Here is a 14319-nt window from a genome sequence, read left to right as displayed (position 1 = left end):
GCGCGCGATGAACGACCCAGCCGCCTTCACGCAAGACCGTTCCGGCGATGGCGATGTCTTGCGCTTCACCGGCAGCCTGTCGCTCGCCCAGATCGGCAACCTGCCTGATCGCCTGCGCAGCTATGCCGGTAAGGTCGCTACCGTCGATCTCAGCGGGGTCGAACGGATCGACACGGTCGGCGCGTGGCTGATCCACCGTTTCGCCGCGCAGCACGGTGCCAGGATCGAGGGCCTGGATCAGGACGGCCAGCATCTGCTCCAGCAGGTCGAAGCCGCCGATCAGCCGGTCGCGATACGCCCTGCTTCGGTCGGCGGCATCACCCGCGTGATCGGCGAGGTGGGCGACGCCGTCGTCCTCACCGGCAGGACGCTGGTCGGGCTGGTCGGCTTCCTCGGTGCGACGATGATCGCTTTGTGGAACGTCATCGTCCACCCCTCGCGCTTCCGCTTCAACGCGACCGTCACCCGGTTCGAGGTGGTCGGTGTCAAGGCGCTCGGCATCGTCGGGCTGATGAGTTTCCTGATCGGCATCGTCATCGCGCAACAGGGCGCGGTGCAGCTCCGACAGTTCGGTGCGGAGGTGTACACGATCAACCTGCTCGGCCGGCTCACGCTACGTGAACTCGGCGTTCTGATGACCGCGATCATGATTGCGGGCCGCTCCGGCTCGGCGTTCGCGGCGCAGCTCGGCACGATGAAGCTGACCGAGGAGATCGACGCGATGCGCACGATCGGCGTTTCGCCGATGGAGGCGCTGGTGCTGCCGCGCGTGATGGCGGTGGTGGTGATGATGCCGCTGCTCGGCATCTACGCCTCGTTGATCTCGATCATCGGCGGCGGTCTGCTGTGCTGGGTCTCACTCGGCATTCCGCCCGTTACGTTTGTGCAGCGCCTGCGCGAGGTGGTGCCGATGACCGATCTGTATGTTGGCCTCATCAAGGCGCCGGTGTTCGGCGCAATCATCGGCATGGCCGGCTGTTTCCAGGGCATGCTGGTCGAGGGCGACGCCGAACAGGTCGGCACCCGCACCACCGCCGCCGTGGTGCAGGGCATTTTCATGGTGATCGTGCTCGATGCGTTCTTCGCGGTGTTCTTCACCTGGGTAGGCTGGATATGAGCACACGCCCCCCTGCCGACACGCCTGACGATGTGATCGTCGTGCGCGGCCTGCGCAACACGTTTGGCGAGCAGGTCGTGCATGACGGGCTCGACCTCGAGGTGCGACGTGGTGAGATCTACGGCGTGGTCGGCGGCTCGGGCACAGGCAAGTCGGTGCTGATGCGCTCGATCATCGGCCTGCAAAAGCCCGATGCCGGCGACATTCACGTGCTTGGTGACCCCACGATCGACCGTGAGGAGACCGAGATGGTCGACCTGTCGAAGCGGTGGGGCGTGCTGTTCCAGGGCGGCGCGTTGTTCTCGACCCTGACCGTCGCGGAGAACGTGCAGGTTCCGCTGCGCGAGTTCTATAAGAAGCTGCCGCCCGCGTTGCTCGACGAAATTGCCGCCTACAAGGTGGTGATGACCGGACTGCCAGCCGATGCGGGCCCGAAATATCCGTCGCAGCTGTCGGGCGGCATGAAGAAGCGCGCCGGCCTCGCCCGCGCGCTCGCGCTCGACCCCGATCTGCTGTTCCTCGACGAGCCGACCGCCGGACTCGACCCGATCGGTGCGGCGGCGTTCGACGATCTCATCAAGTCGCTCCAGCGCACCCTCGGCCTCACCGTGTTTCTCATCACGCACGATCTCGACACGTTGTACGCGATCTGCGACCGGGTCGCGGTGCTGGCCGATCACAAGGTGATCGCGGTGGGGACGATCGACGAATTGCTCGCGACCGATCATCCCTGGATCCAGGAATATTTCCGGGGGCCGCGCGGTCGCGCCGCGAGCGCCACCTTGGAACATAATGAAGCGAACGAGCCTGCAGGGACGGAAAGCTGATGGAAACGCGCTCGAATCACGTCCTTGTCGGTACTGTCGTGCTGATCCTGATCGCCGTCATGGCGGTGTTCCTGGTGTGGATCGCCCGCTTCGGCGGGGCGAGTGACAAGGAATACGACATCTTCTTCAAACAGTCGGTCGATGGCCTCGCCAAAGGTTCGGCGGTCGCATTTTCTGGTGTGCCGACCGGTGAGGTGAAGGAGATCGCCCTCACCAACGATCCGCAGTTCGTGCGGGTGCGGATCAGCGTGAAGGACAATACGCCGATTCTGGTCGGCACCACCGCGACGATCCAGGGCAGCTTTACCGGCACCAGCACGGTCCAGCTCGACGGTGCGGTTAAAGGTGCGCCGCCGATCGCTTGCCCGGACACCAACCCGCAGCTCGATTGCCCCAACGGCCTGCCCACCATCCCGGCCAAGGCCGGTGGGCTCGGCGCGCTGCTCAATTCCGCACCAAAGCTGCTCGAACGCATCTCGACGCTGACCGAGCGCTTCAACGAACTGTTGTCCGATAAGAACCAGCAGTCGATCACCGGCATTCTTGCCAATACCAATCGGCTCACCGGCGCACTCGCGGATCGCGGCCCGGAAATCGCCGCCACGCTGGCTGAGATGCGCACCACGCTGAAGCAGGCGAGTGACGCAGCCAAGCAGATCGGCGATCTTGCCGGATCGACCAACGTGATGATCAACGAGGACATTCGCCCGGCGACCAAGAACCTCGGTGCAACCGTGGCGGCGGCGCAGCACAGCATGGAGACGCTTGATTCCGCGATCTCCGATGCGCGGCCCGGCCTGAAGGCGTTCTCGAAGGAAACCATCCCGGAGGTCGGTGCGCTCGTCCACGATCTGCGCAACATGTCGCAGGCGCTGACGGCGGTTGCCGAGAAGCTCGATCGTGGTGGCGCCAGTTCGCTCGTCGGCCAGTCCAAGCTGCCCGACTACAAGCCAAGCAAGTGAGGTCTTCGATGCGTTCCTTCCGTCCGAAAGCGCCCGTCAAATCGTCTCTCGCCCTGCTTGCGCTGGTGTCGCTGTCGGGCTGCATCAGCTTCGCGCCAAAGCCGCCGCCCCAATTGCTGACGATCACGTCGACTACGCCCGCAGCGATCGGGCAGGACCAGAGTTCGGCGACGCAGCCGACGATCGTCATCCAGGTGCCGGCCGTTTCGCAGGCGCTTGCCGGTACGCGCATCCCGGTACAGATCAACGAGACTTCAATCGCTTATGTCGCCAAGGCACAGTGGGTGGAACCGCCCGCGCGTCTGTTCGCACGGCTGCTGTCGGACACGGTGACGACACGCACCGGCCGCGTCGTGCTGAGCGTCTCGCAGTTTCGCGCCGATCCGGGCGCGCGGCTGTCGGGCGAGTTGCGCAGCTTCGGGATCGATGCGACCTCGAAGCAGGCGGTGGTGGCGTTCGACGGGTCGTTGATCCGCGATGACAAGAACGTGATCGACAAGAAGCGTTTTTCGGCAAGCGTGCCCGTCTCCGTCATCGACGCAAATGGCAGCGCGGCGGCTCTGAATCAGGCTGCCAATCAGGTTGCGGTGCAGGTAGCGGACTGGGTCGGGCGATAACGCGGGAATAACGCGTACCGGAGTTGCGCGGCAAATGCGTTGCTGTGACCAAACTCCGGGGTTGCCGATCGATCGTGTAGCGCCGTGCACGTAATCGCCCGAGGTCGAAACCGAAAGGCGGCGCAACGCGACCCGCAACGACAGTAGACCGACAGCGGGCGGTGTCTCAAGATCGCCCCACCATGGGTTGGGGTCCGGCAGCATCTATCGCGGCGACGTTCGCCGTGGACGTCGACCAACGCAGGTCCGTTATCCTGCTGCCGAAGCACACATGCCACGGCATCCACGGGGTAGCCTTTTAGTCGCGATGCGATCCGCTTGTTGCAGTCACCTGGCCGCAGGATCGTACGCACGCGGGCCGATAGAAATGTCCGCGTAACGTCATTTGACCTGCTGTTTCTCCAGCTTGCGCGCCAGTGTTCGGCGGTGCATGCCCAGCCGCCGCGCGGTTTCGGAGATGTTGAAGCCGGTCTCCGCCAGCACCTCGTGGATGCGTTCCCACTCCAGCGTCTTTATCGACGTCTGCCGCTCGCTGATCGGCGCGTCGATATCCCCCGGCACCTTGTGGAATGCCGCCTCGATATCGTCGGTGTTCGACGGCTTGGCGAGGTAATGGGATGCGCCGAGCTTGATTGCTTCGACCGCAGTCGCGATGCTGGCGTAGCCGGTCAAAACCACGATCAGCATCGCCGGATCATGCGCGTGCAGCGTCTTGACGCACGCGAGGCCCGATGCCTGACCGAGCTTGAGATCGACCACGGCATAGCCCGGCCGGTGATCTACCAGCAACGCGTCGAGCGCCTCGGGGCTGGCGGCGGTCAGCACCACATAGTCCCGTCGCTCGAACGACCGCTTCAGCGTTCGTGCAAAGGCGTCATCATCCTCCACGATGACGAGCAGACGTTCAGCCGTCATGATCCTCCTCCCCCACGGTCCTGACGTCACCCTCGAAGGCCAACGACGCAATCGGCAGTCGCATCGTCACCTCCGCACCACCATCGGCGCGGTTCCTCGCCGCCACTGATCCGCCGAGATTTCGCATGACATTGACCACCAGGAACAGGCCCAGGCCGCCGCCCGGCCGCTGCTTCGTGGATTGGTAGGGCTTGCCGAGGTTGGCAAGCATTTCGGGCGCGAAGCCGGGGCCGCCATCGCTCACGGTCAGGCGGATCGCGTCACCCTCCCGCGCGATCACAAGCGCGATGCCCCGCGGAGAGACTTCGGCGGCATTGTCGAGCACGTTGCAGATCACCTGCTTCAACGCGGTGTCGGACACGATCGGCAGATCAGGCCCGAAATCATTGTCATAATCGATCGGAGCGGTGCCGCGCGCCGCCCAATAGTCGACCAGATCGTCGAAAAAGCCGTGTACACTGGTGATGGCAGGCGCCTCGCCGCGCGCCTCGCCCGCCGACATCAGGATGCCGGTGACGATCGCCTTGCAGCGTTCGACCTCGGCCTGCATCTCGGCCATGTCTTGCGCAAGCTGCGGGTCGCTGGCGAGGCGCGGCATCCGCCGCCAATCGCCTAGGATCACCGCCAGAGAGGCGAGCGGCGTGCCGAGTTCGTGGGCGGCGCCCGACGCGAGTAACCCGATCTGGATGATGTGGTCCTCATCCGCCGCCCGCTGGCGCATATCCGCGACAAAGGCGTCGCGCGCCCGCAGATTACCGCTGACCCGCGTGACGAACAGGACCAGCAACACCGCCACCAACGCAAAACAGGCCAGTGCGCCGAGGATGTGTAGCCCGAAGGGATCGGTCGCAAGCTTCAGCGGCAGCGCAAGCGGGCTGAACCGGCGCATCAGCAGCGCGAACGCCGCAGTGGTGACGAGAACCAGCGCCCAGCTCGACCAACGTTCCAGCAGGATTGCGCCGAGCACCACCTGGAGCAGGAACAGCGATACGAAGGGATTGGTCGCCCCGCCGCTCAGCGACAGTTGCAGCGTCAGTGCCGCCACGTCGAGCAACAGCGCCGCCAGCAGTTCGCTGTTCGAAATCGTGCGACGTTGCCGCACGAGGTAAAGGCTGAACAGGTTGAACGCGACCAGCCCGGCCAGAACAGCGATCATCGCGTGCAGCGGCAAGACCACACCCATCGCGAACTGGACGACCAGAATGGTTGCGAACTGTCCGACGACGGCCAACCAGCGCAGCTGGATCAGCAACACCATGTTCTTGCGCCCGGCGGCATCTGCCGACAGCAGCGCGCTCATCAACGCGGTGCGGGTCGACTCGCGCGGCGGTGTCGCTTCGATCGTCACCGCAAGGAGGCGCGGCGGACGCGCAGTTCCTCGCGGATCACCACACGCACCCCAAGCAACAGCAGAGCGGCAAGCCCGAACCACGTCAGGGCATAGACAAGATGGTTGTCGCTGAACCGCACCACCGTCATGCCGCCGATCGGGCCGCCGCGCTCGGAGGACGCAGCATCAGCGTCGACGAAATATGGAGCGACGACGCCAATCCGTTTTGCGCGCGCGATGGCGGTGACGTCACGCGAATACCAATGATCGCCGGCGGGATCGTTCAAGCGCAGGAAGCCGCCACCCGGTTCGCTCACCCGCAACAAGCCGGTGATGTGCATGGCACCGGCGGGCACGGACGCCTTCGGGTGCGACACGAAGCCACGGTTTACGAGAACGGTGAAGCCACGCACGGTTCGGAACGGTGACACTGCCCAGAAACCGGCGCCGCGAGCGGTAACTGCCTTGACGAAAACGTCACGCCCCGACTGGTAAACACCGTCGAGAGCGATACGACGGTATGCATCGGCAGCGGTGATGTGCGGCCATGCGTCCGGACCCGGCGCAGGCACGGGCGCAGCATGAAGCCGCGCATCGATTTGGGCGATCAACGCGTGCTTCCACGCGCGTCGCTCGATCTGCCACATCCCGAGCCCGACGAGAGCGACAAACACCAGTGCCGCGATGCTGCCGAGCAGCACCAGCGTCGCCAGCGATCGCGGCGGCCGTTCCACCGGGCCGCCGCGTGGCATCACGGCATCTGTCGCATGTCCTCGACGGACATCGGCATCATGTTGGTGTTCATGTTGTACATCACCCATAGCGAACCGCTCAGCGTGATTATGAGAACGACCAGCGTAAACACCAGCGCCATCATGTTCCAGCCTCCTTCGGACTTGGTATCCATGTGCAGGAACAGGATCATGTGGACGATGATCTGAATCGCCGCAAATGCCATGATGACATAGCCGGTCGCCTGATTGGGAAGCACGTGGCTCATCACCAACCAGAACGGGATAGCGGTGAGCACCACCGACAAGCCGAAGCCGAGCAGATAGCTGCCATAGGTGCCGTGCGAGGCACCGTCGCCGTGGCGATCGTCATGACCGTGCGCGACGTCCTGGCCATGGCTGTGCGCGGGCGCGCCGTCCTGCGTGGTCATCGCAGCATTCCCATCAGATAGACAAAGGTGAAGACGCCAATCCAGATGACGTCGAGGAAGTGCCAGAACAGGCTTAGACACATCAGGCGGCGGCGGTTAGCCTGAATCAGCCCCTTGCGGCCGATCTGCACCATCAGCGTGAACAGCCACACCAGACCGAAGGTGACGTGCAGCCCGTGCGTGCCGACCAGCGTGAAGAACGACGACAGGAAGGCGCTGCGCTGCGGCGTCGCGCCTTCATGGATCAGCGAGGCGAACTCGGTCAGCTCGATCGTGAGGAACGCCGCACCGAACAACGCGGTCACGAACAGCCACAACTGGGTTTGCCCGACCTTGTTCTGGTTCATCGCCAGCATCGCGAAGCCGTAGGTGATCGACGAGAACAGCAGCATCGCCGTATTGAGCGCGACGAGCGGCAGTTCAAACAACTGCCGTGGGCCAGGACCGCCGGCGTAGCTGTGTCCCAGCACGCCGTAGGTCGCGAACAGCATCGCAAAGATGAGGCAATCGCTCATCAGGTACATCCAGAAGCCCAGCATCGTGCTGTAGCCCTCGGGATGCTCATGCTCGTCGAGGTCGTAGAACACCTCGAGGTTCTCGCCGTCCGCAGTCATCGAATTTGCCGACATGTTATGCCTCCACCGCGAGCGCTTTGGTCCGCTCGGCTTCGGTACGCGCCACGTCCTCGGCGGGGATGTGGTAATCACGCTTGTAGTTGAACGTGTGCGCGATCGCGGTGGCGATCAGTGCGACGAAGCTGATCGCCGCAAGCCACCATACGTACCAGATCATCGCCACGCCGAACACGACGCTGATCCCGGCGAGAACGATACCGGCCCAGGTGCTGCGCGGCATGTGGATCGCCTTGAAGCCTTCGGTCGGACGCACCGCGCCGCGCTCCTGCATGTCCCACCACGCATCCGTGTCGTGCACGACCGGCGTGAAGGCGAAGTTGTACTCCGGCGGCGGCGACGAGGTCGACCATTCCAGCGTACGGCCGTGCCAAGGGTCACCGGTGGTATCGCGCAGCTTCTCACGGTTGATGATGCTCCAGCCGATCTGGATCAGCATGGCGGCGATCCCGGCGGCGATCAACAGCGCACCGAGTGCGGCGATGATGAACCAGATCTGCAACGACGGATCGTCGAAGGTGCGGGTACGACGCGTCACGCCCATCAGGCCCATCACGTACAGCGGGGTGAACGCGACCCAGAAGCCGGGAACCCAGCACCAGAAGGCGACCTTGCCCCAGAACACGTCGAGCTTGAAGCCGAACATCTTCGGGAACCAGAAGTTCACCGCCGCAAACACCCCGAACAGCACACCGCCGATGATGACGTTATGGAAGTGCGCGACGAGGAACAGCGAGTTGTGCAGCACGAAGTCGGCCGGCGGCACCGCGAGCATCACGCCGGTCATGCCGCCGATGATGAAGGTGCAGATGAATGCGATCGTCCACATCATCGGCAGTTCGAAGCGGATGCGGCCACGATACATCGTGAACAGCCAGTTGAAGATCTTCGCGCCGGTCGGGATCGAGATCACCATGGTGGTAATGCCGAAGAAGCTGTTGACGCTCGCGCCCGACCCCATCGTGAAGAAGTGGTGCAGCCAGACGACATAGGCGAGGATGGTGATGACCAAAGTCGCGTAGACCATCGACGAATAGCCGAACAGCCGCTTGCCCGAGAAGGTCGAGGTCACTTCCGAGAACACGCCGAACAGCGGCAGGATCAGGATGTACACCTCCGGGTGGCCCCAGATCCAGATGAGGTTGATGTACATCATCGGGTTGCCGCCGAAGTCGTTCGTGAAGAAATCCGTGCCGACGTAGCGATCGAGGCTGAGCATCGCGAGCACCGCGGTCAGCACCGGGAAGGCCGCGACGATCAGGATGTTGGTGCACAGCGCGGTCCAGGTGAAGATCGGCATCCGCATCAGCGTCATGCCCGGCGCGCGCATCTTCACGATGGTCGCGATCAGGTTGACGCCGGACAGCAGCGTGCCGACACCCGCGATCTGCAACGCCCAGATATAATAGTCGACCCCGACACCCGGGCTGTAGGCGATGCCCGACAGCGGCGGATAGGCGAGCCAGCCGGTGCGGGCGAACTCACCGACGAACAGCGACATCATCACCGTTACCGCGCCGCCGACCGTCATCCAGAAGCTGAAGTTGTTGAGGAACGGGAATGACACGTCGCGCGCGCCGATCTGAAGCGGCACCACGAAGTTCATCAGGCCCGTGACGAACGGCATCGCCACGAAGAAGATCATGATGACGCCGTGCGCGGTGAACACCTGGTCGTAATGGTGCGCGGGGAAGATGCCGTCATTGCCGTGGAACGCGATCGCCTGCTGCGCGCGCATCATCAGCGCGTCGGCGAAGCCGCGTAGGAACATGACGAGACCAAGGATCATGTACATGACGCCGATCTTCTTGTGATCGACGGACGTGAACCACTCTTTCCAGAGATAGCCCCACAATTTGAACCACGTCAGCGCCGCGACGAGCGCGATGCCGCCCACCGCGACGCCACAGAAGGTGGCGACGAGAATGGGCTCGTGGAGTGGCAGCGAGTCGATCGTGAAGCGACCGAAGATCGGGCTGATCGGAACGAACTGTGGGGCTGACATGGGTTTCGCTTTTTAAGAACGGGGTTGGCTGGCGGCAGCGGCGATCGCCGTTCCGACAGACGTTGCAGTCGGCTTGGGCAGGCCCGCGCCGGTCAGCAATGCGGTGTTCGACTTGGTAGATGGTGACGGCGTGGCGGCAGCACCAGGCATCGGCATCGGGCCGTGTTTCTGCAATTCATCCGGCGTGCTGTCGGACGCCGCATCGCGCCGCATCATATCGTCCGCGCACATCGCACCGGGCTTGACACACAGGTTGACGGCGGCGCGGAACAGGCTTGCATCGACCGCGGCGAACCGCTGGACCGGCACATGCTCGCTCGGCTGTTCCAGCTTCAGGTACGTCGCTCGGTCGAGCTTGGCGCCCGCGGCCTTGTTGCGCGCGATCCATCCATTAAAGTCGGCGTTGCTCATCCCGTAAAACCGGAAGTGCATGCCCGAGAAACCGGCACCGCTATAATTGGCCGACAGGCCCGCATAGTCACCGGGCTTGTTGATCACGGCGTGAAGCCGCGTCTCCATGCCGGGCATTGCGTAGATCATGCCGGCGAGCGACGGCACGTAGAAGGCGTTCATCACCGAGGATGCGGTGATGCGGAACGCGATCGGGCGATCGACCGGCGCAGCCAGTTCGTTGACGGTGGCGATACCGTATTCCGGGTAGATGAACAGCCACTTCCAATCGAGCGCGACTACATCGACCTCCAGCGGCTTGATGTTGGCGGCAACCGGACGTCCCACCCCGACGCGCTCGATCGGACGATAGGGATCGAGCAGGTGGGTGCCGACCCAGGTCACCGCGCCGAGGCAGATGATGATCATCAGCGGCGCCGCCCAGATCACCAGTTCGAGCTGAGTCGAATGGTCCCAGTCCGGCTCGTAGTGTGCATCCTTGTTGGTGGCGCGATACCGCCACGCGAACAACGCCACCAGCGCGAGCACCGGTACGATGATCAGCAGCATCAGCACGGTGGCGATGATGAGCAGATCACGCTGCTGCGCAGCAACGTCGCCGGCCGGGTGAAGAACGACCATGTTGCAGCCACTGAGCATCATGCTCGTCGCCAAGATCATGATCGGCCGCAACATCGTGCGGACTCGGAATTTCGGAGCACTTTCGGGCATGGGGTTGCGCCTAGCATGTGTCCCGCAGCGCAACATAGGACATTTTGTCCAATCCCGCAGATGCGAGCAATAATCGAGAGGCCGGCTTGACCGCGCGGACCCGATCCGCGATCGACTCGCCGTGCGTTCTTTGCGCGGCGCGCCGCCATACCGGAGTCGTGATATGAGTACGAAGACCATCGGCAACCAATCCGGCAGCGCCCCGCCCGGCGGCCACGGCACCGATGCGCACGCCGATATCGGCAAGCATGGCATCGCGCCGGCCGAAATCGCGATCGGCGTCATCATCGGGCGAACGTCGGAGTTCTTCGACTTCTTCGTCTATGCGATCGCGTCGGTGCTGGTGTTCCCGCAGCTGATCTTCTCGGACGTGGACCGGCTGACCGGCACCTTCTATTCGTTTGCGATTTTCGCGCTGGCGTTCATCGCGCGGCCGATCGGGTCGATGATCTTTATGACGATCGACCGGATCTACGGGCGCGGGACGAAGCTGACGATCGCGATCTTCATGCTTGGCGGCGCCACCGCGCTGGTCGCGTTCCTGCCGGGCAGCGAACAGATCGGCAAGGCGGCCGGCATCCTGCTGGCGCTGTTCCGCATCGGCCAGGGCATTGCGCTCGGCGGCGCGTGGGACGGCCTTGCCTCACTGCTCGCGCTCAACGCGCCCGAGAACAAGCGCGGCTGGTATGCGATGATCCCGCAACTCGGCGCACCGCTCGGCCTGATGGTGGCGAGCGCACTGTTCGCGTTCCTCGTCTCGACGCTGTCGGCGAACGACTTCATCGAATGGGGCTGGCGTTATCCGTTCTTCGTGGCTTTCGCGATCAACGTCGTCGCGCTGTTCGCGCGGCTTCGTATCGTCTCCACGCCCGATTACCGCAACCTGTTCGAGTCCCGCGATCTTCAGCCGGCACCGGTGTTCGACACCGTAACCAAACAGGGCCGCAACATCATCATCGGTGCGTTTGCGCCGCTTGCCAGCTTCGCGCTGTTTCACATGGTGACGGTGTTCCCGCTGTCATGGGTGTTCCTGTTCACCAAACAGAGTCCGGCCCGCTTCCTCGAGATCGAGATCCTCGGCGCGGTGGTGGGTTTCGGCGCGGTGCTTGCGTCGGGGCTGCTCGCCGACCGGTTCGGCCGGCGCTACGTGCTCGGCGTGTCGGCGATGGCGATCGCGGTGTTCAGCGGCTTCGCGCCGCAACTGCTCGCCGGTGGCGATGCGGGCGAGATCGTGTTCATGGTGCTCGGCTTCGCGATCCTCGGGGTTGGCTTCGGCCAGTCGTCGGGCGTGGTCGCAGCGAACTTCACCAGCCACCATCGTTACACCGGCTCGGCGCTAACGTCGGATCTGGCGTGGCTGTTCGGCGCGGCATTCGCGCCGCTGGCCGCTTTGGCGTTGGCAAGCCACCTCGGGCTGCTCGCGGCGGGTGGGTACCTGCTGTCGGGTGCGCTCGGCACGATCATTGCCCTGTACGTCAATCGCGAGCTTGGGCAGAAATTCTCCTAAGTCTCGGCTGACACGGTCAACAGGCGGCCCGCTCTCCGGCAGGAGGGCGGGCCGTTTGCTTTGGCAGACCCGGACAGTAGCGGGCTAGGGCCGCCGCTCCATCCGCGCGAGCGCGGCGTCCAGCGTCGCGTCCTGTTTGGCGAAACACAGCCGGACCACGTTCGTCACCGGCGCCTCGGCATAGAAGGCACTAACCGGGATGGTGGCGACGCCCGCTTCGGCGATCAGCCATTCTGCGAATGCGACGTCGCCCATCTCCACGCCCGACGCGGTCAAGTCGATGTTGACGAAATACGTCGCCGCGCACGGCAGCACCGCATAGCCAAGCCCGACCAACCCCGCCGTCAGCCGATCGCGCGAGCGCTGGTAGCCGGCCCGCATCTCCTCGAAGTATCGACGATCCTTGCCGAGACCATAGGCCGCGCCGGCCTGAAGGTTTGGCGCGGTGGTGAAGGTCATGAACTGATGCGCCTTTGCCAGCACCTCCGCAATCTGCGGCGCCGCACACATCCAGCCGACCTTCCAACCAGTCAGCGAGAAGATCTTACCCGCCGAACCGATCTTGACGGTGCGCTCCCGCATGCCGGGTTCGGCGATCAGCGAGCGGTGCTGCGCGCCGTCGAACATGACATGCTCCCAGACCTCGTCGCAGATCGCGATCGCGTCATGCGCCACGCAGAAATCAGCGAGCAAGGCCCGTTCCGCCGCGTTCACCAGCGTGCCGGCGGGGTTAAGCGGGCTGTTCAGGATCACCAGCCGCGTCCGGTCGCTCGCCACCGCCGCCAGCGCATCGGCGGTGATACGCCAGTGCGGTGGTTCGAGCCGCACCAGCTTCGCCACACCGCCCGCCCGCTCGACCAGCGGCAGATAGGCGTCGTAGAGCGGTTGGAACATCACCACCTCGTCCCCGGGGGACACCAGCGCGAAGATCGCGCAGGCCAGCGCCTCGGTCGCGCCGGAGGTGACGATCACCTCCTCCAGTGCAAGGTCGAGTCCCTGATGCGCGCGGTAGTGACCCACCACCGCCTGCCGCAGCAGCGCGGTGCCGAGCATCGGCGGGTATTGGTTCGACTCCTCGATCAGGGCGCGCGCCGCCTCCGCGAGCACATCCTCAGGCCCGCGGCCGTCCGGAAAGCCCTGACCGAGGTTGATCGCGCCGCTCGCCCGCGCCCGAGCCGACATCGCCTCGAAGATGGTGGTGCCGAGTTGGGTATAGACGGGGTTCATGCAAACGCCTTCGGATCTTTGCGGGTCGGGAAGACGCGTTACACGAACAGGCGCGGCAGGAAAAATCCCACGTCACCCATAGCCGCACCCGCCCCCGCACTGCCCCAGCGTGTACGTTGCCTCCGCGCGAGCAGCCGCTAAGAACGGGTGCATCATTGCCCCATGGGAAAGACACCGCATGCCCAGCCTCGTCCTGATCCGCCACGGCCAGTCCGCCTGGAACCTCGAGAATCGTTTCACCGGCTGGTGGGATGTCGACGTGACCGAGCAAGGCGCGGAAGAGGCGCGTGCCGCCGGCCGGCTGATGGCCGAAAAGGGCCTGGATTTCGACCTGTGCTTCACCTCCTTGCAAACCCGCGCGATCAAGACGCTCGATCTCGCGCTGGAGGAAATGCGGCGGCTGTGGCTGCCGGTCGAAAAGGACTGGCGGCTTAACGAGCGGCATTATGGCGGGCTGACCGGCCTCAACAAGGCCGAGACCGCTGCCAAACACGGCGACGAGCAGGTCCATATCTGGCGCCGCAGTTTCGACGTGCCGCCCCCGCCACTCGAACCGGGCAGCGCGTTCGACCTGTCGTCGGATCGCCGTTACGCCGGCATCGCCATCCCCGCCACCGAGAGCCTGAAGGATACGATCGCGCGCGTACTGCCATATTGGAACAGCCGCATCGCACCGGCCCTGAAAAGCGGTCAGCGCGTGCTGATCTCCGCGCACGGCAATTCACTGCGCGCGCTCGTCAAGCATCTGTCGGACATTCCGGATGATGAAATCACCGGGCTGGAGATCCCGACCGGGCAACCGATCGTGTATGATCTCGATGATGATCTTGTTGCGACCGACCGCTATTACTTGAACGAGCGGTAACATTCTGACGTAAAGGTGGCTCACCTCGTCT

The 14319-nt window shown here is 64.1% G+C and carries 14 protein-coding genes; 6 read left to right on the top strand and 8 right to left on the bottom strand.

Annotation, left to right across the window (positions count from 1 at the left end; translation table 11 throughout):
• The first annotated feature begins 7 nt into the window (after nucleotides 1–7).
• From OXR00_RS15220 to OXR00_RS15205, 4 genes are read left to right on the top strand one after another with little or no spacing between them, the layout of a single operon-like run.
• Complete coding sequence (locus tag OXR00_RS15220; RefSeq protein WP_267389119.1) at nucleotides 8–1117, top strand: ABC transporter permease; 1110 nt, start codon at nucleotides 8–10, stop codon at nucleotides 1115–1117.
• Nucleotides 1114–1944, top strand: coding sequence for an ABC transporter ATP-binding protein (locus tag OXR00_RS15215; RefSeq protein WP_242148723.1), 831 nt, complete (start codon nucleotides 1114–1116; stop codon nucleotides 1942–1944). Before OXR00_RS15220 ends, OXR00_RS15215 begins: the two co-directional genes overlap by 4 nt.
• Nucleotides 1944–2906 carry an MlaD family protein gene (locus OXR00_RS15210; protein WP_242148721.1) on the top strand — a complete coding sequence of 321 codons (963 nt, stop codon included), beginning with the start codon at nucleotides 1944–1946 and terminating at the stop codon, nucleotides 2904–2906. The genes OXR00_RS15215 and OXR00_RS15210 overlap by 1 nt, the downstream gene beginning before the upstream one ends.
• Before the next feature lie 8 nt (nucleotides 2907–2914).
• A complete protein-coding gene (locus OXR00_RS15205; RefSeq protein WP_267389118.1) occupies nucleotides 2915–3523 on the top strand; it encodes an ABC-type transport auxiliary lipoprotein family protein in 609 nt (202 codons plus the stop codon).
• Between the two features lie 381 nt (nucleotides 3524–3904).
• Here the strand turns inward: OXR00_RS15205 and OXR00_RS15200 are convergent, their stop codons facing one another.
• Genes OXR00_RS15200 through cyoA form a run of 7 tightly spaced genes read right to left on the bottom strand, consistent with a single transcriptional unit; the run spans nucleotide 3905 to nucleotide 10638 of the window.
• On the bottom strand, nucleotides 3905–4438 hold the full coding sequence (locus OXR00_RS15200; RefSeq protein ID WP_242148717.1) for a response regulator transcription factor: 534 nt from the start codon (nucleotides 4436–4438) through the stop codon (nucleotides 3905–3907).
• On the bottom strand, nucleotides 4428–5738 hold the full coding sequence (locus tag OXR00_RS15195) for an ATP-binding protein (protein WP_267389141.1): 1311 nt from the start codon (nucleotides 5736–5738) through the stop codon (nucleotides 4428–4430). Before OXR00_RS15195 ends, OXR00_RS15200 begins: the two co-directional genes overlap by 11 nt.
• A 44-nt stretch (nucleotides 5739–5782) precedes the next feature.
• Nucleotides 5783–6520: an SURF1 family protein gene (locus OXR00_RS15190; RefSeq protein WP_267389117.1), complete on the bottom strand. Its 738-nt coding sequence runs from the start codon at nucleotides 6518–6520 to the stop codon at nucleotides 5783–5785.
• Nucleotides 6520–6930, bottom strand: coding sequence for a cytochrome o ubiquinol oxidase subunit IV (gene cyoD, locus OXR00_RS15185; RefSeq protein ID WP_242148716.1), 411 nt, complete (start codon nucleotides 6928–6930; stop codon nucleotides 6520–6522). Before cyoD ends, OXR00_RS15190 begins: the two co-directional genes overlap by 1 nt.
• A complete protein-coding gene (gene cyoC, locus OXR00_RS15180; RefSeq protein WP_267389116.1) occupies nucleotides 6927–7559 on the bottom strand; it encodes a cytochrome o ubiquinol oxidase subunit III in 633 nt (210 codons plus the stop codon). Before cyoC ends, cyoD begins: the two co-directional genes overlap by 4 nt.
• 1 nt (nucleotide 7560) lies before the next feature.
• The gene (cyoB, locus tag OXR00_RS15175) at nucleotides 7561–9567 is read right to left on the bottom strand and encodes a cytochrome o ubiquinol oxidase subunit I (RefSeq protein ID WP_267389115.1); all 2007 of its coding nucleotides are present in this window, start codon (nucleotides 9565–9567) and stop codon (nucleotides 7561–7563) included.
• Between the two features lie 12 nt (nucleotides 9568–9579).
• Entirely contained in the window at nucleotides 9580–10638 is a 1059-nt protein-coding gene (cyoA, locus tag OXR00_RS15170) for a ubiquinol oxidase subunit II (protein WP_267389139.1), read from the bottom strand.
• Nucleotides 10639–10852: 214 nt separating this feature from the next.
• On the opposite strand from cyoA, the gene OXR00_RS15165 reads away from it, so the two are divergent.
• On the top strand, nucleotides 10853–12196 hold the full coding sequence (locus OXR00_RS15165) for an MFS transporter (protein ID WP_242148709.1): 1344 nt from the start codon (nucleotides 10853–10855) through the stop codon (nucleotides 12194–12196).
• An 84-nt stretch (nucleotides 12197–12280) separates the two neighbouring features.
• Here OXR00_RS15165 and OXR00_RS15160 read toward each other — a convergent pair whose 3' ends face one another.
• Nucleotides 12281–13423 (bottom strand): aminotransferase, encoded by a 1143-nt coding sequence (locus OXR00_RS15160; protein ID WP_267389114.1) that lies wholly within the window; start codon nucleotides 13421–13423, stop codon nucleotides 12281–12283.
• A gap of 178 nt (nucleotides 13424–13601) precedes the next feature.
• On the opposite strand from OXR00_RS15160, the gene gpmA reads away from it, so the two are divergent.
• A complete protein-coding gene (gene gpmA, locus OXR00_RS15155) occupies nucleotides 13602–14288 on the top strand; it encodes a 2,3-diphosphoglycerate-dependent phosphoglycerate mutase (RefSeq protein WP_267389113.1) in 687 nt (228 codons plus the stop codon).
• The last annotated feature ends 31 nt before the right edge of the window (nucleotides 14289–14319 follow it).

The organism is Sphingomonas sp. GC_Shp_3 (assembly GCF_026540945.1).
In the GTDB taxonomy this organism is placed as follows: domain Bacteria; phylum Pseudomonadota; class Alphaproteobacteria; order Sphingomonadales; family Sphingomonadaceae; genus Sphingomonas.
This window is presented reverse-complemented; position numbering and strand designations above follow the sequence as displayed.